Genomic DNA, 23909 nt, shown 5'->3' with positions numbered 1-23909 from the left:
AGCTCGTGGAACTTCAGGCTGGTCTGGTGAAGTCGCGGTGTTCGCGCTCCGCGCACAACCGCGTGAGCAACACCTGGACGCGGACCTTGTCTGAAGGCGCCTCGTTGATATCGGAATAGGGCGCAGGTGCTCCGTCGGGGAGCAGCACCTCGCCGTCGTAGTCGGGTGGTCCGTAGCGCTGCGACGCACGCCAGAGCCCGGCCAGTCGGGGTATGTGGTAGTCGGCACCGCTGCCGCACATGGCGAGGATGAAGAAGACGAGGTCCCAGTCCGGGATCTCCCGCGCGGTCCAGCCGATGCACTTGCTCATGGAGCGTTTCGCGTCGACGAACGCCCGGTGGTCGCCAGGATCGCCCGCGATGCAGGCAGGTGCGCCGGGGCCGGCCATGTGTTTGCGGAGGAAGTTGCTCGATGTCAAACATCTCGCGTTGATGAGTTTGACCAGTTGAAACGCCAGCTCGGCCGCGTATGAGTCAAGGTGATAGTAGTCGCTGGCTGCGGCGGGCAGCGGGCGTCCTCTGCGAAGTTGGCCACGCATCGTGGGTTCCTCTGGTGGGGGTTCGCCGGCCGAACGACCGGGGAGTTGAAAATGGGCGGTAATTCAATTTCATCTTTCGCTGGGGCCGATGTGGCGCCCGCTCCCAGCGTCTCGTTGGAACTTGGACAGGTTACAAGATCCCATTGCGCAACCCGTTCGAGTGATGTCGTGGCTGTTCGACAACGTCCGCGCCATGTGACTGGCGCCGAATAACGGCAGCCTGATCAGCCCTGCCCTCGTCCGCAAATCCGCCGAGCGCGACAACCTGTTCTTCGGTGTCAGTGATGACGTGGAATCGCCGTTCGACGAGGCCCAATTCGAGCGCGGGTGTGGACGGTGATCAACACTGCGATAGTGGGTGAGGCCCACGCTTCGTGTGGGCGGCAAAAAGAAGCGGCTCCCTGACTGGCATCAGGAAGCCGCGAGTTCGTTGTTCACACCACTTCAAGGATGAACCAACATGGAAAGTGTAGTCCTGCTGATCGACGCGGCCGGTCCCCGCTCTCGCCACCGGCGTGACGAGACCAGGCCCGGCTGCCTGCGCGGTCTGCTGGCGGTGCCCGGTCTCCTCGTCCGGCGGCTCGGGGCGGCGGTGCGGCGCGCTGCGGCGCACCTGTGCCACCACGTCGCGCTGGTCTGCTAGCGGGAGGTCACAGGCGCGGCCGGTTCAGCAGCCGCGACAGCACGATCGCGCTCTCGGTCCGTTGAACGGGAGCGGTGGAGCGCACGCGCTGGATGGCCTGCTCCAGGTGCGGGATGTCCCTGGCCAGCATGTAGAGCATCGCGTCGGCGGCACCGGAGACGGTGCAGGCGTCGATGACCTCGGGGATGTCGTCCAGCGCCTGGCGCAGGTCGGCCGGTGTGGGGTTGCCCGCGCAGTAGACCTCGACGAACGCCTCGGTGTGCCACGCCAGCGCCTGCGGGTCGACCAGGGCGGTGAAGCCCCGGATCGCCCCGGTGGAGACCAGGCGGTCGAGCCGCCTCTTGGCGGCGGACGGGGACAGCCCGGCGGCCTTGCCGATCTCGGCGTAGGTGGCACGGGCGTTGCGCACCACGCACCGGATGATCGCTTCGTCGATGACGTCCATGCCCGCGAGCATCCGGTGCGGTGCAAAAAAGCGCTACAGGGCCGCGTACTTTGCAAGAAATCCGCTGCAAATCGGCGGAAATGGCGATTGTTTGCGCAGGTCAGCCGACCCTAGTCTCCCGGTTCGTGACCATGAACGATGTCGAGGCGGCGGCGCTGGCCGCGGTGGACGAAGCGGCGATCGGCCGGCTGTTGCTGGAGCTCCTCGAGGTTCCCAGCGTGACGGGAAGTGCGGCGGAGTCGGAGTTGCAGCACGTGCTGGCCGGGCACCTGGAACGGTTGGGCCACGACGTCGACCTGTGGTCGATGAACCTGCCCGAGCTGCGGGCGCACGACGACTTCCCCGGTGGCGAGGCTCCGCGCACGGAGGCCTGGGGACTGGTGGGCAGCCGGGGAGGAAACGACGGGCCGACGGTGATCCTGCAGGGGCACGTCGACGTCGTCCCTCCCGGCGACCTCGCGCAGTGGGAGGGTGATCCGTTCCGCCCGCGGGTCGCCGGGGACGTGGTGCACGGCAGAGGCGCGTGCGACATGAAGGCCGGTGTGGTGGCGATCCTCGCCGCGCTGGCCGCGATCCGGGCGGCGAACGTGCGGCTGCGGGGTCAGGTGTGGGCGCACTTCGTGGTCAGCGAGGAGGACGGCGGCCTCGGGGCGTTCGGCACGGTGCAGCGGGGCCACACCGGCGACGCGTGCATCATCACCGAACCGACCGGCGGCGCGCTCATGACCGCCAACGCCGGCGCCCTCACGTTCCGGATCGAGGTGCCCGGCCGGGCCACTCACGGCAGCACCAGGTACGCGGGGGTCAGCGCCATCGACGCCTACCTGCCCATCCACCACGCGCTGGCCCGGCTCGAGGCCCGTCGCAACGTCGGCGCCGATCCGCTGATGGCCGAGTACCCGGTGCCGTACCCGTTGTCCGTCGGCACGGTGCAGGCCGGTGACTGGGCCAGCAGCGTGCCGGACCTGCTGGTGGCCGAGGGACGACTGGGCGTCGCGCTGGGCGAGGACCCCGCTCTCGCACGAGCCGATCTGGAGGCGTGTGTGGCCGAAGCGTGCGCCGCGGACCCGTGGCTGCGTTCCCACCCCGCCACCGTGACGTGGCCCGGCGGCCAGTTCGCCAGCGGCAGGCTGCCCGCGGGGCATCCGCTCGCGGCGCTGGTCGGTGCCGCGCACGCCGACGTCACCGGCGGGCCGAGGCCTGCCGAGCGAGGTGCTCCCTACGGCAGCGACCTGCGGCTGTACGCGGGGGCGGGCATCCCGACGTTGCAGTACGGGCCGGGTGATGTCCGGCTCGCGCACGGTCCCCGGGAACAGGTCGGCGTCAGCGAGATCGTCACCGTCACCCGCACCTTGGTTCTCGCGACTCTGCGCGCGGCCGGCTGCCGCTAGTCCCTGCGCATGCCGCGCCACAACAGGTCGGTCAGGGCCGCGGTCTGCCCGCGCCAGTCCTCGTCAGGACTGAGGTAGAGCAGCCCGGCGAGGCCCCGCAGCACCGTCTGCGGGTCGAGGTCGTCGCGGATGTTGCCGGCGTCGGCGTTCGCCTTGAGCAGGGTGGTGACGGCGCCGACCATCGCCTCGTACGCGCTCACGGGCAGCTGTCCGCGTGACCTGGTGGCGACGGTCAGTGCGTTGGCCAGGCCGCGCTTGCTCATCATGTAGTGCGCCAGGTAGTCGGTGGTCCAGATCCGGAAGGCCTCGTCCGGCGGGTGCTCGGCGAGCAGGCGTGGCACGACGTTGACGAGGTGGTCGACCTCGCGCTGGTAGACCGCGAGGATGAGTGACTCCGGCGTCGGGAAGTGGCGGTACACCGTGCCGACCCCGACCTCGGCCTGTTTGGCGATGGCGTTGAACGACAGCTCCGCCGAGCACGACAGGGACTCCGCGGCCACGGCGAGGATGCGCTCGTGGTTGCGCCGCGTGTCCGCGCGCCGCGGGCTGACCGATCCCGTCATCGTGTCTCCGGTCGTCGGGGCTGGAGCAGCTCCAGGGGTGCGAAGCGGATTCTAATCCGCTACCGTCGGGCCGTGGAAGCGGATGAGTATCCGGTTCGACCGGCGACGAAAGAGATCCGGTGGACATCTCACTCGAAATCAACGGTAAAACCGAACGGCTGAACGTCGATCCCGGCGTGACGTTGCTGGACGCGCTGCGCGAGCGCGTGGGCCTCACCGGCCCCAAGAAGGGCTGCGACCGGGGACAGTGCGGCGCCTGCACGGTGCACGTCGACGGCCGTCCGGTGCTCTCGTGCCTCACCCTGGCCGCGACCGTGCGGCGTCCCGTCACCACGGTGGAGGGACTGTCCACAGAGGACGGACTGCATCCGGTGCAGCGGGCGTTCGTCGAGCAGGACGCGCTGCAGTGCGGGTTCTGCACGTCGGGGCAGATCATGTCGGCGGTCGCGGCGGTGCGCGAGAACGTCGGCGACGTCCGGGAGTTCATGTCCGGCAACCTGTGCCGCTGTTCGGCGTACCCGAACATCGTCGCGGCCGTCGAGCAGGCGAGGACGGAGAGCGCCGATGCGACCGTTTGAGCTCACCGCACCCGCGACCCTCGACGCCGCGCTCGCGACACCCGGCACGTTCCTGGCGGGCGGCACCACCCTCGTCGACCTGATGAAGCTCAACGTCCTGACGCCCCAGCACGTCCTGGACATCAACGAGCTTCCGCTGCGCGGCATCGACACCTCCGACGGGCTGCGCATCGGCGCACTGGAACGGATGGCCGACATCGCCGCGCACCCCGGCGTGTACCCGGCGATCTCCCGCGCCCTGCTGCTGAGCGCGTCGCAGCAGCTGCGCAACATGGCCAGCATCGGTGGCAACTTGCTGCAACGCACCCGCTGCACCTACTTTCGCGACGTCGCCACGCCGTGCAACAAACGCGAACCCGGCAGCGGCTGCCCCGCGCTCACCGGCGCCAACCGCATGCACGCCCTCCTCGGCACCAGCGACCACTGCGTGGCGACCCACGCGAGCGACGTCGCGGTCGCCCTGGTGGCGCTCGACGCCGAGATCACGCTGCGCAGCGAGGACGGAGAACGCGTCGTCGCGCTGGCGGACTTCTACCGGCTGCCGGGAAACACCCCGCACACGGCACGGCGCGGGAGTACTACGCGACGCAGAACCTGGCGCTGAGCCAGAAGATCGTGCCGCTGAACATCCCGCCGACCACGTTCATGCGGGCGCCCGGCGAGGCTCCTGGCTCGTTCGCGCTGGAGAGCGCGATGGACGAGCTGGCCGTGGCGTTGAACATGGACCCGATCGAGCTGCGGCTGCGCAACAACTCCACCGCGCCGATCGGCAAGAACCTGCAGTGGTCGAGCAAGCACCTCGACGAGTGCTTCCGCGTCGGAGCGGCCCGGTTTGGCTGGGCACAACGCACGCCGCACGGCCGCGTCGACGGCGACTGGCTCGTCGGGATGGGCACCGCGAGCGCGTTGTTCCCCGCGCTGCGCTTCCCGGCCACCGTCGAGATCGTCCTGCGCGCCGACGGCACCGCCGTGGTCTCGACCAGCGGTTCCGACCCGGGAACCGGCCTGCTGACCGTGCTGTCGATGATCGGCGGCGAGTCCCTGGACATCACGCCCGACCGCATCACGCCCCGGCTGGGCGACTCCGCCTACCCGGCAGGAGGCATGTCGGCGGGTTCGACGGCCACCGCGAGCGCGGGCACCGCCATCATGATCGCGGCCGCCCAGGTGATCGACGACCTGCTCGCCCTCGCGTCGGCACCGGGCGCACCGTTCGACGGCGTCGACGTGTCGTACGCCGAGGGATGCGTGGTCGGTGATGGACGTTCCATGCCGTTCGGTGAGCTCTTGCGCGCGTTGAACCGCGAGTCGCTCTCCGCGACCGGCACCTCGGCGCCCGGCGAGGAGCTCACCAAGCACTCGTTCAGCTCGTTCGGCGCCCAGTTCTGCGAGGTCAGGGTGCACCGGTGGACCCGAGAGGCGCGGGTGTCGCGGATGCTCGGCGTGTTCGACGCGGGCCGGATCATCAACGAGAAGGCAGCACGCGGGCAGATCTCCGGCGGCATGATCTGGGGTGTCTCGGCGGCCCTGCACGAGAACCTGGAGTTCGAGGCGAACGGCCGCCCGGCCAACGGTGACCTCGCGGGCTACCTGCTCCCGGTCAACGCGGACATCCCGGAGATCGACGTCGAGTTCCTGAGGTACCCGGACACCCTGCACAACGCCGTCGGCGCCAGGGGAGTCGGCGAGATCGGCATCGTGGGGATGGCCGCCGCGGTCGCCAACGCGATCTACAACGCCACCGGCATCCGGGTCCGGCACATCCCGATCACCATCGAGGACCTGCTGGTCGACTGACCAGGCGTTCCAGCAGTGCGCGGGCGTGCGAGACGACCCGCGGATGCGTCTGGGCGCGGGTGATCTCGCCCAGGCACGCCACGACCGCGTCCGGTGCCGCGGAACCGGTGCACAACCGGTCGACCTCCTGGAGCTGGTGCAGCAGCTCCACGGGGTCACCGGCCTCGGCGGCGCGGGCCAGTGCGTCCGCGGCCTCGCCGAGCGCGGTGACGCTGGTGCGGTCGTTGCGCGCCCGCACCAGCGTGGCCTCGACGATGTCGACGGCCGAGCGGGACGGGTCGCGGGCGGCCTGGTTGTAGACGCGCTGGGTCGTCTCGACCGAGGCGTGACCGACGTCGGCCTGGACGTGGGTCATGTCGGCGCCACCCTCCGCGGCGCTGGTGACGTAGAAGTGCCGCACGACGTGCGGCCCCAGCGCTCCCGCGACCTCGGCCAGCTCCGGCCCTCCCGCCGCGGCGATGCGCCGCAGCAGCGCCCAGATGTCCCGTGGGTTCATCCGGCCGCCGTCCCGCGTCGCGATCAGCGGCGTGCTGTGCGGGGCCACCTGGTGCGGCAGCGACAGCACCGAGGCCCGCGACCAGCGATCCCGTTCCCGGAGGTAGGCGGTCAGCGCGTTGTCGGCGAGCTCGGACAAGTACACGACGCGGAACTTGCCGCCCTTGCCCAGCACCCGCAGCGCCTTGCGCCCCCGGTTCTGGTGCAGGTCACCCCGGTTCAGTCCGGTCACCTCACCCACCCGCAACCCGAGGGTGAACAGGCCGGTCAGCGCCACCGACCGCAACGCCATCAGCTCGCTCACCCCGCGCCGCACCCGTGCCGCGGTGTACAGCAACAACTCGACCTGCCCCGCGGTCAGCACCACCGTGGCCGACGTGTCGTGACTGCGGCTCAGCCCGAGGCCCGACCGGTCGAAGCTGGTCGGATCACCCGGCACGGCCCCGTGCTCCCACAGGTAGCCGTAGAGCTTGCCCACCACGGCCAGCCGATGCGCGCGGGTGGACTTGGGCACCCCGGCGTTGGCGAGATCCTGTTGCCACTGCTTGACGTCCGTCGAGGTCACCGCGAGCGGGTGCAGGCGCGCCTGGTCGCACCAGCGGAACCACGCCAGGTGCCGGAACTTGCCGGTGCGCACCGGAGGACTGGTCTTGGACGGCTGTGGCGAGGGTTCCGCGGTGAGCGAGGTGACCCAGGCGCGGCTGATGCCCAGCGCGTCGGCGTACGACAGACGAGTCGCCCGCGAGGTGTAGCCCAGCAGCCAGTCCCGCAGCAGCCGTTCCAGCTCGGCGAGCTCGCTGAACAACGCCGAGGGCAACTCCACCGCACCGGACGCCGGCACCGTCAGCTCGCCATGGTCCGGTTTCACTGAAGGCGCTCTTCCTGTTCGGGTGCGACCTCCGGCTGCCGCAGTTGTTCGACCAGGTCGCGCAACCGCCGCACCTCTTCGGCGTCCCGCCCGGCCTGGACGCGCAACGCCTCGTAGGCGTCCTGCTGAAGTCGCGTGCGCTGGTCGAACGCGGCGGTGACGGTGGCCAGCGAGCTGTCGTAGGCGGCCTTCAGCGCGGTCATCTCGTCGGCCCGGCCGCGCTGCAGACGGTCGAGCTCGTCGCGGTGAGCGGTGCGTGCCTGCTCGAGCCGGCCGCTGAACGCCTCTCGTTCCGCCTCGAACCTCCGGCGTTCCTCGTCGAGCTGCTGCTGCACCGCCGCCAGCTCGGCAGCGAGGCGGGCCGTGTTCTCCCTGGCGTGGGCGGCCTGCTCGTGCGCCAGCGCCACACGGGTGTCGGCGGCCTGCGCGGTGGCGGCCTCGCGCGCCGCGGCCTCGGCGGCACGTTGTTCGGCGGCGTCACGCTGGGCCTGCATGCGGTCGCGGGCGCTGTAGGCCTCCACGCGGGCCTGTTCGGCGGCGTCGCGCGTCTTGAGCGCGGCGGTCTCGGCGGCGCGTGCGTCAGCGGCCTGCCGCAGCGCCTCGTCCCTGGCGAGCTCGGCGGCGTGCGCGGCTTCCAGTGCCTGGTCGCGCTGCTCGAGGGCCTCACGGGCGTCCGCCTCGGCGGTCTCCGCGCGGGCGATCAGGTGTTCTCGCAGGGCGTCGAGGTCGGCGCGGGCCGCGGTCATCGTCTCCAGCAGGCCGTTGATCGGTTCCCAGGCCTCGTCGAGCTGCTCGGCCAGGTCCGCGGCCGACTGCCGGATCGACACCACTTCACCGCCGGCGATGTCGGTCGCCCTCGCGGCGGCGCGTTGCAGCTTCGCCTGTGCCTGGCAGTCCTTGCCGTCGGCCCAGCAGTAGAGCGGCGGGCGGCCCGTGGGCTTCCTGGCCGACACCGGCGCGCCGCAGAAGCGGCATGGCCGCGTCCGTGCCGTCTGACCTGCGGTTTCGAGAACTTCCGTCACCCGTGCAGCCTAGCACAGTTACTATTTCTGGAACCAGAAACCAGTAAGTGTTTCTGGAAGTAGGAACCGGTGAGACGAGGTTACCGAGATAAGTGTCATTATGTCGGCAAGGTATGCATACGCGAATCTGTCGCGGTGAAGGCGCTCTGAACACGCGGATGAAAACTGGGAGGCCGTCACCGTGACGAAAGGAGGTCCGGGTGACGGGACCCCGGCGGGTCGGCTCTCAGGGCGCGAGCAGCGCCAGGAACACGGCGCTCAGGCGCTGTGGTCGTGTGGTCCGGTCTGCGGGTTCGGAGTGGCGAGGAACCGGTCGGCGTGGCTGTAGCCGATCCGGGACGTGGTCGCGGGTGTGCGGGGCGGCTGGTAGGAGTAGCCGATTCCCCGGACGTTGACGATGAGGTCCCGGCCGAGGGGACTGACGCTGATCTTGTTGCGCAGCATCCCGATGTACACGGTCACGAGCCGGCTCTGCCGCGCCGCCGCCGTGTCGGACCGGGTGAGGTGAGCGTGGATCGTCTCCGTGGCCACGGGGACGCCTGGTGACTGGATCAGGAGGGTCAGCACCTTGAACTCCTGCGAGGTCAGCGCGACCGCGTGCCCGCCGACGTGGACCTCCCGCCGAAGCAGGTCGACTCGCAGGACGGCGTCCTCGTAGACACCGGGCAGCGGTGTCTTGGCACGGACCGCCTTGCGGATCCTGACGATCAGTTCGCCGAAGTCGTAGGGCTTTACGAGGTAGTCGGCGGCGCCGCTGCTCAGGCCGAGGATCCGTGCGCTCTCCTCGCTGCGTGCGGTGACGACGATGACGGGCGTGTCGCAGGTGCGGTTGAGACGTCGGAGGACCTCGATCCCGTCCATGTCGGGCAGGCCGAGGTCCAGCAGGACGACGTCGAAGTCGTGCAGGCGCGCGTCCCGCAGCCCGTCCTTGCCCGTGGCGGCACACCGGATGTCGAACCCGCGGCGCTGCATCGCGGGCACGAGGGCGCTGCTCACGCGGTCGTCGTCCTCGATGAGCAGGACCTTCACGGTGCGCGACGGGCTGCTGTCCGGTGCCGGTGCCATCCGCTCGGCGGTGACGGCGCGGACCTCGATCGCGGTCGCGCCCACGCCTTGCCCGACCAGCAGTGCCAGGGTCGGTTCGCGGCAGGTGCGGCACACCTTCATCTCGGTGCCGTCCACGACCAGCACGAAGGCGGCTGGGCGGTCGCAGGCGTGTCCGGCCAGTGCGGTCTCGCAGCGTCCGGCTTGCCTGGCGGTGCTGCGCGCGGTCTGCCGTTCCCGGTCGCGGCGGGCTCGTGACCGGCACTTGTCCGAACACGTTCTGCGCGGCCTGCCGGTCGCCGTCGCGGAGGGCAGTGCCACGCCGCACACCACGCAGGTGCTCCCGGACGGGGTCGCCACCACCGGATCACGCCCCCTTTCCTTGTCACGAAACGGGTTTCGTGACGGCTCACGGTACCCGGCGGGAGACCGGGGCTTGGCTCCTGCGAGGCGGTGGTGTTCCCTGGAGGAGAGGTCCGGCCGCCCCTGTGGACGACCGGACCACCGGTATCACGATCGCTTGTGCCTGCCAGCTCCTGCGATCGTGGCACCTGCCACGAGGAGCGCCCTCACCACCGCGGTGAGGGCGTCCTCCCCGCTGAGCAGCGCCGCTACGCCCTCCAGAAGCTGGAAGACGACACACGCCACCGTGCACAGCACGGGTACGCAGGTCCGGCGCCACCGCGCTCTCCGATGCCCCGCCGTGCGGCGGGGGCGACGCGCTGGGCGGGCCCGGCCGGCTCGCGCCAGCCTGCGCAAGGACACGGTCATGCGAGACCTCCTCCCGGCAGCACGCGACCATCGCGAGCTGTCGCGACGAGCACGCGGGATCAGGCACCGCCGGAAACCGTCCTCACATCCGTCTCACCGGAGAGTGGTAAGCCCACCGTCTCGGGAACGCTCACCAGCCCGCAAGGCCGGAGCACAAACATCAAGACAGCCGGCATGTCGTCACCGTGACGAAAGATGCTGAGGTGGTGGGGACACGCCGAGTAACGATTCCGGTGCCCGCGGCGACGCAGTGGTGACACGGCGTGGCAAGGAGGTCGGCGATGACCGCATCACTCACCACCCAGATCGCCTACCCGGACGATGTCAAGGACAAGCTGGACAAGAAGGAGCCCCTCACCCCGGACCTGCAGGAGAAGAAGGACCGGGTGGACCGGTTCAACCGGTCGCTCACGCACGCGGCAGGGCTCATCCCCAAGTGGGACGGCAAAGCCGCCCGGTACCGCATCTTCTTCATGCTCTTCCTCGGCCTCACGACAGCAGGAGGAACGTTCGGGCTGCTGTGGGCGATCTTCACGTCGCCGGATCTCGGGAAGATCATCGGATCCGCTGCCGTCACGGTGTCGGGCCTCCTGCTCGCCGGGCTGGTCAACCCGTTGCAGACGATGGAACGCGACATCATCTTCCGCCGCTGGGCCGACATGATCACCATGACGTTCCTGGTCCAGGCCGCCGACCCGGACCTCACACCCCGCCGGCTCACCTCGGCGGCGGACAAGGCGAGCGCGCGATTCGCCGCCCTGGCAGGTTCCTACGCGGCGGTCGCGAACAAGACCCTCGAAGTGCTCAAGGTCGACGCCTCGGCGGGTGCCGCCGCGGACGAGGAGGACGAGGAGGACGAGGCGCCTTCGTTGACAGTGCAGCAGATCGCTGCCCTCGACAGCGTCACGGGCGAGGAGATCAAACCGATCACCATCACCGCCGAAGGCGCGGACGACCTGAAGTTCACGGCCGAGGGCTTGGCCGCGGTGGGTGACGTCAAGATCGCCGACGAGACGAAAGGCGTGATCACCGGCACCGTCGGAGACACTCCCGACGAATATCCGATCACGGTGAAGGTCCAGAGCGCGAAGACCAAGCTGACCGCGACGACCACGTTCACCTGGACTGTGAAAGCCGCGCCGGAAGCGACGTCGTAGGCTGATCGTGATGGACGAGCTGAAGGGCGACTGCGCCAACTGCTTCGGGTTGTGCTGCGTCGCGCTGCCGTTCGCGAAGTCGGCGGACTTCGCGGCCACCAAGGACGCCGGGACACCGTGCCGCAACCTGCTGGCCGACCACCGCTGCGGCATCCACGACCAGCTGCGGCAGAAGGGCTATCCCGGCTGCACGGTCTACGACTGCTTCGGTGCGGGTCAGCGGGTGTCGCAGACGGTGTTCCGCGGCAACGACTGGCGCACCGGCGAGCGGCAGAAGATGTTCGCGGTGTTCCCCGTCGTGCGGCAGCTGCACGAGCTGCTCTGGTACCTCGCCGAGGCCCGCCGCCTCGACCCGCACGCGGATCTCGACGACGCCTTCGCCGAGGTCGAGCGGCACGCGGTCGCCGGGCCGGACGACATCCTCGCGCTGGACGTGGCGGAGGTGCGCGCGAAGGTCAACGTGTTGCTGTTGCGCACGAGCGAGCGGCTGCGGGCGAGTGCGAAGTCGTACCGGGGCGCGGACCTGATCGGCGCGCGGATGCGGAACAAGAACCTGAGCAACGCCGACTTCCGCGGCGCCTACCTGATCGGTGCGGATCTCACGAACGCGGACCTGTCGCGGGCGGACATGATCGGCGCCGACCTGCGGGGCGCCGAGCTGTCGAGCGCGGACCTGAGCACGTGCCTGTTCCTGACGCAGCCGCAGGTCAACGCGGCGCGGGGGAACGCTCGGACGAAGCTTCCCGCGGCGTTGACCCGGCCGTCACACTGGGGCCGCTGACGGTGTCAGGGCGGTGTCAGCGGCCGCTGCCAGAGTGCTGATCATGAAGAAGGCACTGCTGATCGTCGCCGCCGCGGTGGCGGGACTGTTCGCACCCGGCGTCGCGCACGCCGAGACCCCGCCGGGCTGCGCGTCGGCCTACCAGCTCGGACCGACCGCGTACGTGAAGATGGGCGGGCAGACCGCCGCGTCGGTGAAGCAGTTCGCGGGGTGTGGCAAGAACTGGAGTTACGTGTTCGTGTGGGCGGACTGGGCCGCGAAGCACGACCTCTTCCACGTCACGACCGCTGTCGAGACGACCAGCGACGGCAAGGACCACGGCAAGGTGTTCGGGCGGCTCGACCAGCGCGAGGTGTGGTCCTCGCCGACGAACACGACGGGCCGGTGCACGCGTGCGCTCGGCGTCGTGTCGCTGGGTGAGGACGGGTGGAGCGCGTACACCAACCGCGACTGCTGATCGCGGGCTAGACCGACAGGCGCTGCTGGGCGACCGCGCGGGCGAAGCCCTCGACGTTGTCGATCATGATGTTGTGGCCGGTGTTCGGCACCGAGATGATCTGGACACCGGCCGCGGCCAGTTCGCGGGCGCCGCGGGGCGGGGCGTCCTCCGGGTGCAGGAAGACGCGCGGGATCTCCAGTTCCATCAGCAGTTTCCGCATCGTCGGGGACGTGCCGCGGACGAGGTCGACGGCGCTGCGGTAGAGGGCTTCCCGGCCGGCCATGCGCATGGTGGCCGCCCAGTGCGGGCCGACGTCGCGCAGCACGCGGTCGAAGCCGTGGGAGAGGAAGTCGGCTTCGCCGTAGGCGGCGATGCCCCGGCTGCCGGGTGCGCCGAGCGCGGGTGTGGCGGGGTCGACGTGGGGGTCGACGAGGACGAGCGAGCGCACCATCTCGGGGTGGCGGGCGGCGAGCACGATGGCGACGGCGCCGCCCATGCTGTGGCCGATGATCTCGCTGCGGCGCAGGCCGATCTTCGCGAGCGCGACGGCGAGGGCGTCGGCGTGGCCCTCCAGGGAGTAGGCGAAGCCGGTGGGGCGGTCGCTGATGCCGAAGCCGAGCATGTCCATCATCAGGCTGCGGCGGCCGGCGAGCAGCGGGTGGGCGACGGCTTCGGCGTAGTAGGGCGCCGACGAGGCGCCGAGGCCGTGCAGGTAGACGCGAGCGGGCGTGTCGCCCGGCACTTCGACCCAGCGGATCCGGACCCCAGGTCTGATCTCGACGGCGCGCATGTCTCTCCCCGCGTGATTCTCGGCTTCCGGACCCTACCTCGCGTTCACGGGAAGTGAGACCGGTTTCGAGAGCCGGTTCTCATCTGATCCGCGGCGGTGAACCCTGAGGTGTGTGGCTGAATCCTATGGCCGCGCGGAGGGCGTGATCGCGCTCCCCCTGGCTATCGCGAGAAGCGCCAGAGCGTCGGCGTCGGCGGATCCCTGCGGTGCGCTGTAGAGCACGAGGTGCTGATCGCGGTCGGTGAGCTGGAGCGAGTCGCAGTCGACGGTGATCTTGCCGACGACCGCGTGGTGGAACGTCTTGGTGAGCACCGGTGCGGCCTGCACGTCGTGCCGTTCCCACAGCCGGGCGAAGTCGGTGCTGGTGTCGCGGAGCTCGTCGACGAGGGCGGTCAGCGCGGGGTCGGCAGGGTAGCGGGCGAGGGCGGAGCGCAGCTGCATGACGACGTGGTGGCGGAACTCGGCCGCGTCGGAGATCCCGTACAGCGGGGTGTCCGGTGGGCCGAGGAACGCCCGGCGTGCGAGGTTGCGGTCGTGCGGGGCGAGCGCGGCGAAGTCCTCCATGAGCGCGGCGGCCAGATCGTTCCACGCGAGCACCTCGAACGCGGCGGAGATCACGAACGCGGCGGTCTGCGGCAGCCGTTCGAGCAGGGCGAGGATGCTGGGGCGGACGTCGCGCCGGAGTGCCCTGGTGGTGGCCGGTGCGGTGCCGGCGAGGACGTGCAGGTGGTCCGACTCGGCGTCGGTGAGCCGCAGCGCCGTGGCGAGCCCGGCCAGGACCTCGCCCGACGGCCGCGGCGCCCGGCCCTGTTCGAGGCGGACGTAGTACTCGGTCGAGATGTGCGCGAGCACCGCGACCTCCTCGCGGCGCAGGCCCGGTGTGCGGCGTCGTGGTCCGGTGGGCAGGCCGACGTCCTGCGGCTGGAGCCGTTCGCGGCGGCTGCGGAGAAACCCTGCGAGCTCCTGCTTGTCCATACGCCGAGTCTGCCCGGTGCGGGGCGGCGGAGCCTGGTACCGGTTGTGCCTGCCTGCGGTCCGGGCCGGGCGTGACGCTGTTGTCCATGACGAACGACAACATCGGCAGCACACCTGCCGGCCTGCTGAGCGGCAAGGTCGTGTTCATCACCGGCGCCAGCCGCGGCATCGGGGCGGCGGCGGCCCGGCTGTGCGCCTCCGAGGGCGCCGCCGTCGTGCTCGCCGCCCGTGACACGGACGCGCTCGACCGCGTGGTCGCCGAGATCCGCGCCGGCGGAGGCGTCGCCGACGCCGTCGGGCTGGATCTGGCCGATCGGGCGAGCATCCGCGCGGCGGTCGATCGGGTCGAGCAGCTGCACGGACGGCTCGACGGTGCCTTCAACAACGGTGCGACGATCCAGCGTCCCGGCCCGCTCGACACCACGAGTGACGAGGACGTCGACGAGCAGTTCGCGGTGAACTTCCGGTCGCACTGGGTCGCCATGACCGCCGAGGCCGCGCTCATGCGACGCTCCGGTGGCGGGGCGATCGTGAACACCTCCAGCATCGGCAGCCGCCGCGCGAACCCGGCGCTGCCCGCGTACGGCGCCATGAAACGCGCGCTCAACAGCATCACCGAGACCGCGGCGGTGAGCTGGGCCCGTGACGGCATCCGGGTCAACGGCATCACGCCCGGCGGCACCGCGACGGCGATGATCGATGCGTGGGAGGCGGCGACCCCCGGCATCCTCGATCAGGTGACCACGGCGATTCCGCTCGGACGCATGGCCGAGCCGCGGGAGGTGGCCGAGGTGGCGGCGTGGCTGCTCAGCGACCGGGCCTCGATGGTCACCGGCGCGATCGTGCCGGTCGACGGCGGTGCCGGAGCCTGATGCCGGAGCCTGATCTCAGTCCAGGCCCAGGGCGTCCCACGCGGCCTGGACGGTCGCGGCGCGCAGCTCGTCCACCGGGGCGTCGGGGAACTGCATGGTGCAGTCCTGCATCCCGCCGAGCGCCAGCACCCCGCGCGCTTCCTGCTGCAGCGTCGGGGTCGGGCCGAAGATGAGCTGGGTCAGGCGGGAGCGCCACGACAGAACCATGTCGACCAGGCCGAGCTCGGCGAGGGTGGTCATCTCGGTGAGCAGCAGCAGGATGCCGGCGCGGTGGCGGTGGTGGAAGTCGAAGAAGCCCTCGAGCAGTTCGCGGGGCTGCACGTCCTCGCGGGCCTCCATCCGCGCGATGAACTCCTCGCCGTCGTCGAGCAGCGGGGTGATGATGCTGCGGACCAGCTCCTCCCGTGAGGAGAAGTGGTAGTAGAGCGCGGGTTTGGTGATGCCGAGGCGGTCGGCGATCTCCTGCAGGCTGGTCTGCTGCACGCCCTTGCTCGCGAACAGCTCCCGCGCGGTCTGCAGGATGCGCTGCTTGGTGTCGGAGGGCTTGGCCACGAGCGAATCTTACTTAACGGTTGGTAAGTGTGGTGCTAGGCTCGCGGGCAAGCACTTACCGACCGTTAAGTAAGGGGGGACTGACGTGCGCATTCTCGTTTCCGGTGCGAGCATCGCCGGGCCCGTGCTGGCGTACTGGCTCACCCGGTACGGGCACGAGGTGACGGTGGTCGAGCGGTCGCCGGTGCTGCGCAAGACCGGCGGGCACGCGGTCGACCTGTTCAAGCCCGCCATGGACATCTCCGAACGCATGGGCGTGCTCGAGCGCATCGAGTCGCTGGCGACCGGGACCGAGCGGATCACGTTCGTGCGCGAGGGAACGCGCACGCCGATCAGCGCCGACGTGACGAAGCTGTTCGCGGCCGCGTCCGACCGGCACGTCGAGGTGATGCGCGACGACCTGAGCGAGATCTACTACGACGCTGGACGCGCGGACGTCGAGTACCTGTTCGGCGACTCGATCACGTCCATCGGGCCGGACGGCGAGGTCACGTTCGAGACGCGGGCGCCGCGCCGGTTCGACCTCGTCATCGGCGCCGACGGGTTGCACTCCACCGTGCGGCGGCTGGTGTTCGGCGAGGTCGCGAAGACGTTCACCGGGGCGTACCTGGCGGTGTTGTCAGTGCCGCGGGAGCTGGGTGTCCCCGGCGCCATGAGCGGGCACATCGGGCCTGGTCGCAGTGCGGCGGTGTACGGGGCGAGGCACATCGACGACGCGCGTGCGGTGTTCCTGTTCCGCACCGCCGAAGAGCTCGACTACCACCACCGCGACGTCGCGCGGCAGAAGCAGCTGCTGCGCGCGGCGTTCGAGAACCTGAACCCCGAGGTCGACGGCTGGCTCGAGTACCTCGACAGCGATCGGGTGTTCTACTTCGACTCGATCACGCAGCTGCGCGACGACAGCTGGTCGCGCGGGCGGGTCGCCCTGGTCGGCGACGCGGCCTACTGCCCGGGCCCGGCGATCGGCGGCAGCACGAGCCTCGCGGTGCTGGGCGCCTACGTGCTGGCCGGCGAGCTGGCGCACACCGACGACTACGCGGCGGCCTTCGCGCGCTACGAGAACGAGATGCGCGACATCGTCCACGCGAGCAGGAAGTTCGCGCTGGGGGTGGCGAAGACGCTGATCCCGTCGACGCGGGCCGGTGTGTGGGCGCTGACGCGGGGCGCGCAGCTGGTGACGTCGTTGCCGTCGTGGGTGGTGCGGCCGCTGGCGAAGCTCAACTCGAAGGGCGTGCGGCTGCACGACTCGATGCGCGTGAAGGACTACGACGAGCGTCAGGGCGCCGGGATCCCGGCGCCCTGACGGCTCAGCTCACGACGTTCAGAACTGCAGGCTCCACTTGTCGAGGAACCCGGTGTCCTGCGCGGCGTTGTCGTTCACCCGCAGCTGCCAGGTGCCGTTGGCGACCTCGCTGGAGGCGTTGACGGTGTAGGTGGTGTTGATGTTGTCCGCGCTGCCGCCGGTGCGGTTGTGCAGCACGTAGGCGGTGCCGTCCGGGGCGATCAGCTCCACCTTCAGGTCGCCCTGGTAGGTGTGCTTGATGTCCACGCCGACCTTGAGGGTCGACGGGGCGTTGCCCGTCACCTCGGACACCGCGATCGGGGAGTTGACGGTGCTGTTGTCCGCGATCTGGAAGTCCGTGGTGTTCTCGAAGTACTTGCCGACCGGCGGCGGGGTCGTGCCGCAGTACTGCGCTTCCTTGCCGATGGCCTCGTACGGGCAGTCGGCGCGGTCGAGCAGCTGCAGCACGGCCTCCTTGTTGCGGGAGGTCTGCGCCGGGATGACCTCGTCGGGCGGGTAGAAGCCGCCGCCACCGGAGGAACCGGGGTACATCTCGAAGGTGTAGGCGAAGATGCCCTGCGTGCCCCACAGCCAGTCAGGGATCGACCCGTCGGTGATGTACAGGTCGCTGGACTGCTCGGGCGTGTAGTTGTTGGTCGCGGCCATGTCCCGGCCGATCTTGGCGAACGTGTCGTGCTGGTCCTGGGTCAGGCCCGGCGCGACGTCGTCGTAGGTCCAGCCCCACGGCCACAGGATGAGCTCGCTGTAGGTGTGGAAGTCGATGGACGCGGTGATCTGCTGCTTGCCGCCGACGTTGCGGCCGCGCACGAAGTCGGCCACGACCTTCACCTCGGGCGCGGACTCCGCGCTCGGACCGCGGTAGGTGTCACTGCCGGTGCTGCCCGACGAACCGCCGCAGCAGCCCCACTTGTAGGCCCAGTTGCGGTTGAGGTCGGTGCCGACGTTGCTGGAACCGGCGTTGGGCTGCCGGTTCTTGCGCCACGACCGGTAGGTGCCGGTCGCGATGTCGTACTCGCCGCCGTCGGGGTTGACGTCGGGGATGATCCAGATCTCGCGGGTGTCGACGAGGCCCTTGATCCGCGCGTCGGTCGCGTACTGCGACGTGAACTGGTTGATCAGGTACAGCGCCATCTCGACGGTGAGGTGCTCGCGGGCGTGCTGGTGGTGCGTGAACAGCACCTCCGGCTCGTTCTCGTCGACGCCGACGTTGTCGCTGATCTTGAGCGCGATGATGTCGCGGTTCTCGTAGGACTTGCCGATGACCTGCTTGCTGATCAGGTTCGGGTACTGCGAGACGACCTGGTTGATCTCGGCGGTCATCTCGGCGTAGTTGTGGTAGTTCGAGTCCGCGGCGGGGAAGTCGAACGGCCCGATCTCGGAGTTCGCCTCCATCCGCTTGGGCAGCTCGGTGACCTCGAAGCCCTGGGCCTTGAGGTTGCGCACCTCGCGCTCGGTCGCGGTGATCACGACGATGCCGTGTTCTTCGACCGAGTCGATCGCGGCACCGGACTTCGCGAGCTTGCTGCGCTGTTCAGCGCTGCGAACTCCGCTGACCTGGTAGTTCGTGGTCGTCTCCTGAGCAGAGGGAGCGGCGCCGGTCGGCACGCCTCCCATCGTGAACACGACGCTCGCGGCGACGACGACCCCGATCAGGGGTCTGAGTTGGTTCTTTCGCATGCAGGGCAACCCTTTCGGACCACGGCAGGGACATGGCTGGGGTAAGTGAAGTCCGTGTCAAGGCTCACTGTCATCCCGCCATCCGTATGGGGTTACCTGGCGAGATGACGCGCTACGACGCTGTGGAGGCCGCCTCGTACCGGGTGGCCCGTGAGATTTCACCGGTGGGGTTGTCGTCGTGGCGGGACGCGGTGGCGCCCTACTTCCGGCCTGGTGCGACCGTGCTGGACCTGGGTGCGGGGACGGGGTTGTTCGTGCGGGCGTTCGCGGAGTGGTTCCCGGACGTGGCCGTGGTGGCGGTGGAGCCCTCGCAGGACATGAGATCGGCGTCCGGGCTGCCGATGCTCGCCGGACACGCCGCCGCGATCCCGCTGCCGGACGCGTCGGTCGATGTGGTGTGGATGTCGACGGTCGTGCACCACGTGCCGGATCTCGCCGCCGCCGGGGAGGAGCTGCGCCGGGTGCTGCGTCCGGGCGGAGTGGTGGTGTTGCGGTCGTTGTTCCGGGAGCGGCACTCCGGCATCGGCTTGTTCCGCTTCTTCCCTGAGGCGACGCGGGCGTTGTCGTCGTTCCCGACGGTGGCCGAGGTGGCCGCCGGCCTGGGGTTCGCGGTCGACCGCCTGGAGGCGATCCCTCAGGTGACGGCGTCGTCGTTGGCGGAGAAGGCGTCATCCGTGCGGTGGGAGGCGGACACGCTGCTGCGCTCGCTGTCGGCCGCGGAGTTCGAGGCGGGCCGTTCGCGGTTGCTGGAGGCGGCCGCGGTGGAGTCCGGCCCGGTGGTCGACCACCTGGACCTGCTGGTGCTCAAAACTGTCGGTGGTGTCTGAGACGCTGCTTGTCGTGGACGAGAAACAGCTCTTGCACGGGTATCTGACCGCGGCTCGCTCGGCGTTGCTGTGGAAGCTCGAGGGGTTGCCGGAGTACGACGTGCGCCGCCCGCTGACCCCGACGGGCACGAACCTGCTGGGGTTGGTCAAACACGCGGCCGGGGTGGAGCTGAACTACTTCGGCCGCGTGTTCGGCCGCCCGTTCCCCAACCCTCCGCTGTGGTCCACGGCGGATGCCGCTCCGGCGTCGGACATGTACGCGACGCTGGAGGAGTCACGCGAGTCCGTGCTGGAGTTCTACGCGCAGGTGCGCTCGTTCGCCGACGCGACCATCACCGAGTTACCGCTGGACGCGCCGGGCGAGGTCACGTGGTGGTCCGAGGGCCGCCGTGCCGTCACGCTGCGGCACATCCTGGTGCAGGTGTCGATCGAACTGCACCGCCACGCCGGCCACGCGGACGTGGTGCGCGAACTGATCGACGGCGCCGTGGGCATGCAGGACGGCAACACGAACATGCCCGGCGTGCCGGAGTCGTGGTGGCCCGAGCACCACGCCCGCCTGGAAGAAATCGCACTCGCCTCGGCTCGCGCTCTGCAAGGCTGACCGGCATGGCCTCAGACCCGAAAGCAGACCTGCACCGCTACCTCCGCGCGGCCCGCGAAACCATCCTGTGGAAGCTCGACGGCCTCTCGGAATACGACGTGCGGCGCCCGCTCACCCCGACGGCCACGAACCTGCTGAACCTGGTCAAACACCTGGCCACCACCGAGCAGGAGTACTTCGGCGCCTGCATGGGCCGCGAGTTTCCCGAGAAACTGCCCTGGGTCGAGCAAATCGAGACCGGCGCCGACCCGAACGCGGACATGTTCGCCACGGCCGACGAGTCCCGCGAGGACATCGTGTCGCTGTACCGCCGCGCCACGGAGTTCGCCGACACCACGATCTCCGAACTGCCGCTGGACGCGCCCGGCGTGGTCCCGTGGTGGTCCGAGGACCGCAAGTACGTCACCTTGCACCTGCTGCTGGTCCACATGATCGCCGAGACCAACCGCCACGCCGGCCACGCGGACATCCTGCGCGAAAGCCTGGACGGCGCGGCGGGGCTGCGCGACGGGGTGTCGAACCTGCCCGACCAGGACTGGGCGGCGTACCGGGCGCGGGTGGAGGAGGCGGCACGGGAGGCGGCCGACCGGCAGGGGTGACGGAGGTGGCGCGGCAGACGGCGAGCCGGGTGTGAGCGCGGCGGCGGATGGCATCGCGGTGTACCGGCAGAGGGCCAAGGATGGCTGCGGCACCACGGAGGCTGCGGGGGCGAGAAGGCAGCGGGCGCGGTGACGACCGGTGCTGGGACGTCGGCGGTCGCGGTGCGGTGAGATGCATGCGGACATGCGCCCGAGGCACTAGGTAACCCCGACGGCGAGCAGATCCTGCTGCCCGGCACGGCCGATGGCGGAGCCGGGGCACGCCCCCCGACCCGCGATGCGAAGCGAGCCGTGCAGGGCATTGCCACGCCGTTCAAGCGGTATTTCCGCAACCCGACCGCCTAACGCAACCACGCACGCTCGCGATTGGGGCTTGACTTCGGGTGCGAGGTGCTGCCCTGCCCGGCTTTTGAAGGCCGATCTGCGCCTCGCAAGGGGCCCCGAAGTCAAGCCCCAATCGCAATCGTCGCGAAGCGGCGATGAAATGACCCGGCTCGTCACTGCCCGCGCAACCCGCCGGGACCCGCTAGACCCCGGAGAAGTACTTGAGCACGTCCGCCACATAAAGCTCCGGCACCTCAACAGCCGGAAAATGCCCACCGCGGTCGTACTCGGTCCAATGCGCCACCCGCTCCTCAGGATCGAGCACCGACCGAATCCCGGTGTCAGCACCAAAGGTGGCGAACCCGGTAGGCGCGGCCGCCGCTCCCCAAGTCCCCGGCGCGTTCATGGACTCGTAGATGAACTCAGCCGAAGTGGCCCCAGTCCCGGTGAACCAGTAAATCGACACCGCGGTGAGCAGCGCGTCCCGGTCGACGACCTCGCACCAGGCCTGGAACTTCTCGTAGATCCACGCCAGCAGCCCCACCGGCGAGTCCACCAACGACGCCCCGATGGTCCACGGCTTGGTCGACATCAGCTGCAGGTACCCCAACCCGGTGGCGACGAGCGAGTTGAACCGCTCGGCCCGCTCCAATTCCACCCCCGCGAGGTTCTCGGTGGCCAGCGGCCCGCCAAACGGATGCGAGCTGGGTCCGTTGATGTGCAGCGCGGCCACCGCGGGAGTCAGCCGGCTCATCGCCCCGGCGATGCCCGCACCGACGTCACCCGCCTGCACGCCGTAGCGGGAGTAGCCCAGCTGCTGCATCAGCGACACGAACGCGGCGGCGGTGCGGGAGACGTCCCACGCTCCTGTCACGGGGACCGAGAAGCCGAAGCCGGGGATGGACGGCACGACGACGTGGTGGTCGCGTGACAACGAGGCGATCACCGACAGGTACTCGGCGAACGTCGAGGGCCAGCCGTGGATCAGCAGCAGCGGCAGGGCGTCCGGGCGCGGGCTGCGGACGTGCACGAAGTGGATTCGCTGGCCGTCGATCGAGGTCACGAACTGCGGGAAGGCGTTGAGGCGGTCCTCGACGCCGCGCCAGTCGAAGCCGTCGGCCCAGTACTCGGCCAGCGCGCGGAGTTCTGCGACCGGCACGCCCCGCGTCCAGCCGCCGGTGCCGGACTGGGCGGGCCAGCGGGCCGAGGTGAGGCGTCGCTGCAGGTCGGAGAGGTCGTTCTGGGCGATTTCGACGCGAAAGGTGTCCATGACGACGACACTAGGAACGATTGCGGAAAGGTTCGTTCCTCATTCGCGGGGAGAGTGGCGGGCATGCTGGAGACGTCGGCGCGGTTGCTGAAGCTGCTGTCGTTGTTGCAGACCCCGCGTGACTGGACGGGCCCCGAGCTGGCCGAGCGGCTCGGTGTGACGACCAGGACCGTGCGCAACGACGTGGAGCGGCTGCGGAACCTGGGTTATCCGGTGCACGCGACACCGGGGGTGGCGGGCGGGTACAAGCTGGGTGCGGGGGCCAGTCTGCCGCCGTTGCTGCTCGATGACGACGAGGCGGTCGCGATCGCGCTGAGTCTGAGCACGCAGGATTCCGAGACCGCGCAGCGGGCGCTGAAGAAGCTGGAGCAGGTGCTGCCGTCGCGGCTGCGGCACCGGCTCGCCGCGGTGCAGGACTACACCGTCGGCACGGCCGCGCAGCTCGACCCCGAGATCGCCACCGCCATCGTCACCGCGTGCCGGGCGAAGGAGCGGCTGCGGTTCGACTACGTGAAGTTCGGCGGCGAGGAGGACCGGCGCGAGGTGGAGCCGTACCGGCTGGTGCACACGCGGGGCCGCTGGTACCTGGTGGCGTGGGACGTCGCGAGGCGGGACTGGCGCACGTTCCGGGCCGATCGCATCACGCCGCGCATCCCGACGGGGCCGAGGTTCACCCCGCGCGAGCTGCCGGACCTGGAGGCCCACCTGGCGAAAGGGCTGGCGACGGCAGCGTGGCGGTTCCGGGCGACGGTCACGGTGCACGCGCCGGCGCACGAGGTCGCGGCGAAGGTTCCTGCCGCGCTGGTGGAGGCGGTGGACGAGGTGACGTGCCGGATGACGGCGGGGTCGGACACGCCGCAGATGCTGGCGCTGTACCTGGGGATGCTCGACAGCGAGTTCGAGGTGGACGGGCCGGCGGAGCTCGTTGCGCACCTGGGAAAGACGGCTGACAGGTTCCGCAGGGCCGTCGATACTGCTGATCATGGGTAAGGAATACGAGCGCATCGAGCCGCGGCTGTGGGAGTTCATCGAGAACCAGAAGGTGTTCTTCGTGGCCAGCGCTCCGCTGGCCGGTGACGGTCACGTGAACCTCTCGCCCAAGGGCCGTCAGGGGACGTTGCGGATCCTCGACGACCGCACGGTGGCCTACCTGGACTTCGGTGGCAGTCACGCCGAGACGATCGCGCATCTGCGGGAGAACGGCCGCATCACGTTGATGTGGTGTGCGTTCGAGGGGCCACCGAGCATCGTGCGCATCCACGGTCGTGGCGAGCCGGTGTTCCGTGACGACCCGCGGTTCGCGGAGCTGGTGGCGGGGTTCGGTGAGGCGGACGGGCCGGCGCTGCGGGCGATCATCGTGGTGACGGCCGAGCTGATCTCCGACACGTGCGGGTTCGCGGTGCCGTTCATGGACTACCGCGGCGAGCGGGAGCTGCACGCGGACTACTTCGGCCGCAAGAGCGACGAGGAGTTCCGCGAGTACACCGGCAAGAAGCCCTACAACATCGCGAGCCTCGACGGCCTGCCCGCGGTTCCGCTGCCCTTGCCGCCCCGGTGAAAAAATCTTGGGCCGTGCTGTCGAGA

Annotated in this window: 24 protein-coding genes and 2 pseudogenes; 15 read left to right on the top strand and 11 right to left on the bottom strand. The window is 69.9% G+C overall.

Translation table 11 applies throughout. The features are described 5' to 3' along the window. Nucleotides 1-13: 13 nt before the first annotated feature. Entirely contained in the window at nt 14-538 is a 525-nt protein-coding gene (locus IEZ09_RS00975; protein ID WP_189251583.1) for a hypothetical protein, read from the bottom strand. Between the two features lie 460 nt (nt 539-998). Here IEZ09_RS00975 and IEZ09_RS00970 point away from each other — a divergent pair, with 460 nt between their 5' ends. Beyond that, nucleotides 999-1181: a hypothetical protein gene (locus tag IEZ09_RS00970; RefSeq protein WP_189251582.1), complete on the top strand. Its 183-nt coding sequence runs from the start codon at nt 999-1001 to the stop codon at nt 1179-1181. A 7-nt stretch (nt 1182-1188) separates the two neighbouring features. Here IEZ09_RS00970 and IEZ09_RS00965 read toward each other — a convergent pair whose 3' ends face one another. Beyond that, nucleotides 1189-1626, bottom strand: coding sequence for an Lrp/AsnC family transcriptional regulator (locus IEZ09_RS00965; RefSeq protein ID WP_189251581.1), 438 nt, complete (start codon nt 1624-1626; stop codon nt 1189-1191). Between the two features lie 131 nt (nt 1627-1757). On the opposite strand from IEZ09_RS00965, the gene IEZ09_RS00960 reads away from it, so the two are divergent. Then, entirely contained in the window at nt 1758-3017 is a 1260-nt protein-coding gene (locus IEZ09_RS00960) for an ArgE/DapE family deacylase (protein WP_189252165.1), read from the top strand. On the opposite strand, the gene IEZ09_RS00955 is transcribed toward IEZ09_RS00960, so the two are convergent. Continuing rightward, nucleotides 3014-3580, bottom strand: a complete 567-nt coding sequence (locus tag IEZ09_RS00955) for a TetR/AcrR family transcriptional regulator (RefSeq protein ID WP_189251580.1) — start codon at nt 3578-3580, stop codon at nt 3014-3016. The genes IEZ09_RS00960 and IEZ09_RS00955 overlap by 4 nt on opposite strands. A gap of 119 nt (nt 3581-3699) precedes the next feature. Between IEZ09_RS00955 and IEZ09_RS00950 the strand changes: the two genes are divergently transcribed. From IEZ09_RS00950 to IEZ09_RS00940, 3 genes and pseudogenes are all read left to right on the top strand, one after another. Beyond that, on the top strand, nt 3700-4158 hold the full coding sequence (locus IEZ09_RS00950) for a (2Fe-2S)-binding protein (RefSeq protein ID WP_189251579.1): 459 nt from the start codon (nt 3700-3702) through the stop codon (nt 4156-4158). Beyond that, nucleotides 4145-4714, top strand: a pseudogene (locus IEZ09_RS00945) (FAD binding domain-containing protein); the annotation flags it as partial. The gene IEZ09_RS00950 and the pseudogene IEZ09_RS00945, both read left to right, overlap by 14 nt. Continuing rightward, nucleotides 4714-5955 (top strand): annotated as a pseudogene (locus IEZ09_RS00940) (xanthine dehydrogenase family protein molybdopterin-binding subunit); the annotation flags it as partial. The pseudogenes IEZ09_RS00945 and IEZ09_RS00940, both read left to right, overlap by 1 nt. Here the strand turns inward: IEZ09_RS00940 and IEZ09_RS00935 are convergent. From IEZ09_RS00935 to IEZ09_RS00925, 3 genes are all read right to left on the bottom strand, one after another. Continuing rightward, nucleotides 5927-7318, bottom strand: a complete 1392-nt coding sequence (locus tag IEZ09_RS00935) for a tyrosine-type recombinase/integrase (RefSeq protein WP_189251578.1) — start codon at nt 7316-7318, stop codon at nt 5927-5929. The pseudogene IEZ09_RS00940 and the gene IEZ09_RS00935 sit on opposite strands and share 29 nt — an antisense overlap. Further along, on the bottom strand, nt 7315-8340 hold the full coding sequence (locus tag IEZ09_RS00930) for a coiled-coil domain-containing protein (RefSeq protein ID WP_189251577.1): 1026 nt from the start codon (nt 8338-8340) through the stop codon (nt 7315-7317). Before IEZ09_RS00930 ends, IEZ09_RS00935 begins: the two co-directional genes overlap by 4 nt. A 258-nt stretch (nt 8341-8598) precedes the next feature. Further along, nucleotides 8599-9705: a response regulator transcription factor gene (locus IEZ09_RS00925; RefSeq protein WP_229812137.1), complete on the bottom strand. Its 1107-nt coding sequence runs from the start codon at nt 9703-9705 to the stop codon at nt 8599-8601. Between the two features lie 731 nt (nt 9706-10436). Here IEZ09_RS00925 and IEZ09_RS00920 point away from each other — a divergent pair. Genes IEZ09_RS00920 through IEZ09_RS00910 form a run of 3 tightly spaced genes read left to right on the top strand, consistent with a single transcriptional unit; the run spans nt 10437 to nt 12550 of the window. Then, on the top strand, nt 10437-11312 hold the full coding sequence (locus IEZ09_RS00920) for a hypothetical protein (protein ID WP_189251576.1): 876 nt from the start codon (nt 10437-10439) through the stop codon (nt 11310-11312). Between the two features lie 10 nt (nt 11313-11322). Beyond that, a complete protein-coding gene (locus IEZ09_RS00915; protein ID WP_189251575.1) occupies nt 11323-12093 on the top strand; it encodes a pentapeptide repeat-containing protein in 771 nt (256 codons plus the stop codon). A gap of 43 nt (nt 12094-12136) precedes the next feature. Continuing rightward, nucleotides 12137-12550, top strand: a complete 414-nt coding sequence (locus IEZ09_RS00910) for a hypothetical protein (RefSeq protein WP_189251574.1) — start codon at nt 12137-12139, stop codon at nt 12548-12550. 7 nt (nt 12551-12557) lie between these two features. On the opposite strand, the gene IEZ09_RS00905 is transcribed toward IEZ09_RS00910, so the two are convergent. Continuing rightward, nucleotides 12558-13322: an alpha/beta fold hydrolase gene (locus IEZ09_RS00905; protein ID WP_189251573.1), complete on the bottom strand. Its 765-nt coding sequence runs from the start codon at nt 13320-13322 to the stop codon at nt 12558-12560. Between the two features lie 123 nt (nt 13323-13445). After that, entirely contained in the window at nt 13446-14297 is an 852-nt protein-coding gene (locus IEZ09_RS00900) for a helix-turn-helix transcriptional regulator (RefSeq protein WP_189251572.1), read from the bottom strand. An 86-nt stretch (nt 14298-14383) separates the two neighbouring features. Here IEZ09_RS00900 and IEZ09_RS00895 point away from each other — a divergent pair, with 86 nt between their 5' ends. Then, nucleotides 14384-15169 carry an SDR family NAD(P)-dependent oxidoreductase gene (locus tag IEZ09_RS00895; RefSeq protein ID WP_189251571.1) on the top strand — a complete coding sequence of 262 codons (786 nt, stop codon included), beginning with the start codon at nt 14384-14386 and terminating at the stop codon, nt 15167-15169. 15 nt (nt 15170-15184) lie between these two features. Here the strand turns inward: IEZ09_RS00895 and IEZ09_RS00890 are convergent, their stop codons facing one another. Continuing rightward, the gene (locus IEZ09_RS00890) at nt 15185-15721 is read right to left on the bottom strand and encodes a TetR/AcrR family transcriptional regulator (protein WP_189251570.1); all 537 of its coding nucleotides are present in this window, start codon (nt 15719-15721) and stop codon (nt 15185-15187) included. A gap of 85 nt (nt 15722-15806) precedes the next feature. Between IEZ09_RS00890 and IEZ09_RS00885 the strand changes: the two genes are divergently transcribed. Further along, complete coding sequence (locus IEZ09_RS00885) at nt 15807-17024, top strand: FAD-dependent monooxygenase (protein ID WP_189251569.1); 1218 nt, start codon at nt 15807-15809, stop codon at nt 17022-17024. A gap of 18 nt (nt 17025-17042) precedes the next feature. Here the strand turns inward: IEZ09_RS00885 and IEZ09_RS00880 are convergent, their stop codons facing one another. Next, nucleotides 17043-18701, bottom strand: a complete 1659-nt coding sequence (locus tag IEZ09_RS00880) for a M14 family metallopeptidase (protein WP_189251568.1) — start codon at nt 18699-18701, stop codon at nt 17043-17045. Between the two features lie 104 nt (nt 18702-18805). On the opposite strand from IEZ09_RS00880, the gene IEZ09_RS00875 reads away from it, so the two are divergent. From IEZ09_RS00875 to IEZ09_RS00865, 3 genes are read left to right on the top strand one after another with little or no spacing between them, the layout of a single operon-like run. Continuing rightward, nucleotides 18806-19528 (top strand): class I SAM-dependent methyltransferase, encoded by a 723-nt coding sequence (locus IEZ09_RS00875; protein WP_189251567.1) that lies wholly within the window; start codon nt 18806-18808, stop codon nt 19526-19528. Next, nucleotides 19521-20132 (top strand): DinB family protein, encoded by a 612-nt coding sequence (locus tag IEZ09_RS00870; protein ID WP_229812136.1) that lies wholly within the window; start codon nt 19521-19523, stop codon nt 20130-20132. Before IEZ09_RS00875 ends, IEZ09_RS00870 begins: the two co-directional genes overlap by 8 nt. 5 nt (nt 20133-20137) lie before the next feature. Beyond that, nucleotides 20138-20731, top strand: a complete 594-nt coding sequence (locus tag IEZ09_RS00865) for a DinB family protein (protein WP_189251566.1) — start codon at nt 20138-20140, stop codon at nt 20729-20731. A gap of 526 nt (nt 20732-21257) precedes the next feature. Here IEZ09_RS00865 and IEZ09_RS00860 read toward each other — a convergent pair. After that, nucleotides 21258-22325 (bottom strand): epoxide hydrolase family protein, encoded by a 1068-nt coding sequence (locus IEZ09_RS00860; protein WP_189251565.1) that lies wholly within the window; start codon nt 22323-22325, stop codon nt 21258-21260. Nucleotides 22326-22388: 63 nt separating this feature from the next. Here IEZ09_RS00860 and IEZ09_RS00855 point away from each other — a divergent pair, with 63 nt between their 5' ends. Beyond that, nucleotides 22389-23315 (top strand): helix-turn-helix transcriptional regulator, encoded by a 927-nt coding sequence (locus tag IEZ09_RS00855; protein WP_189251564.1) that lies wholly within the window; start codon nt 22389-22391, stop codon nt 23313-23315. After that, complete coding sequence (locus IEZ09_RS00850; RefSeq protein ID WP_189251563.1) at nt 23308-23883, top strand: pyridoxamine 5'-phosphate oxidase family protein; 576 nt, start codon at nt 23308-23310, stop codon at nt 23881-23883. Before IEZ09_RS00855 ends, IEZ09_RS00850 begins: the two co-directional genes overlap by 8 nt. Nucleotides 23884-23909 lie beyond the last annotated feature (26 nt).

Origin of the sequence: Lentzea flava (assembly GCF_014648475.1) — a bacterium.
In the GTDB taxonomy this organism is placed as follows: Bacteria; Actinomycetota; Actinomycetes; order Mycobacteriales; family Pseudonocardiaceae; genus Lentzea; species Lentzea flava.
The sequence above is the reverse complement of the archived record's forward strand: the minus strand, read 5'-3'. Positions and strand labels throughout refer to the sequence as shown.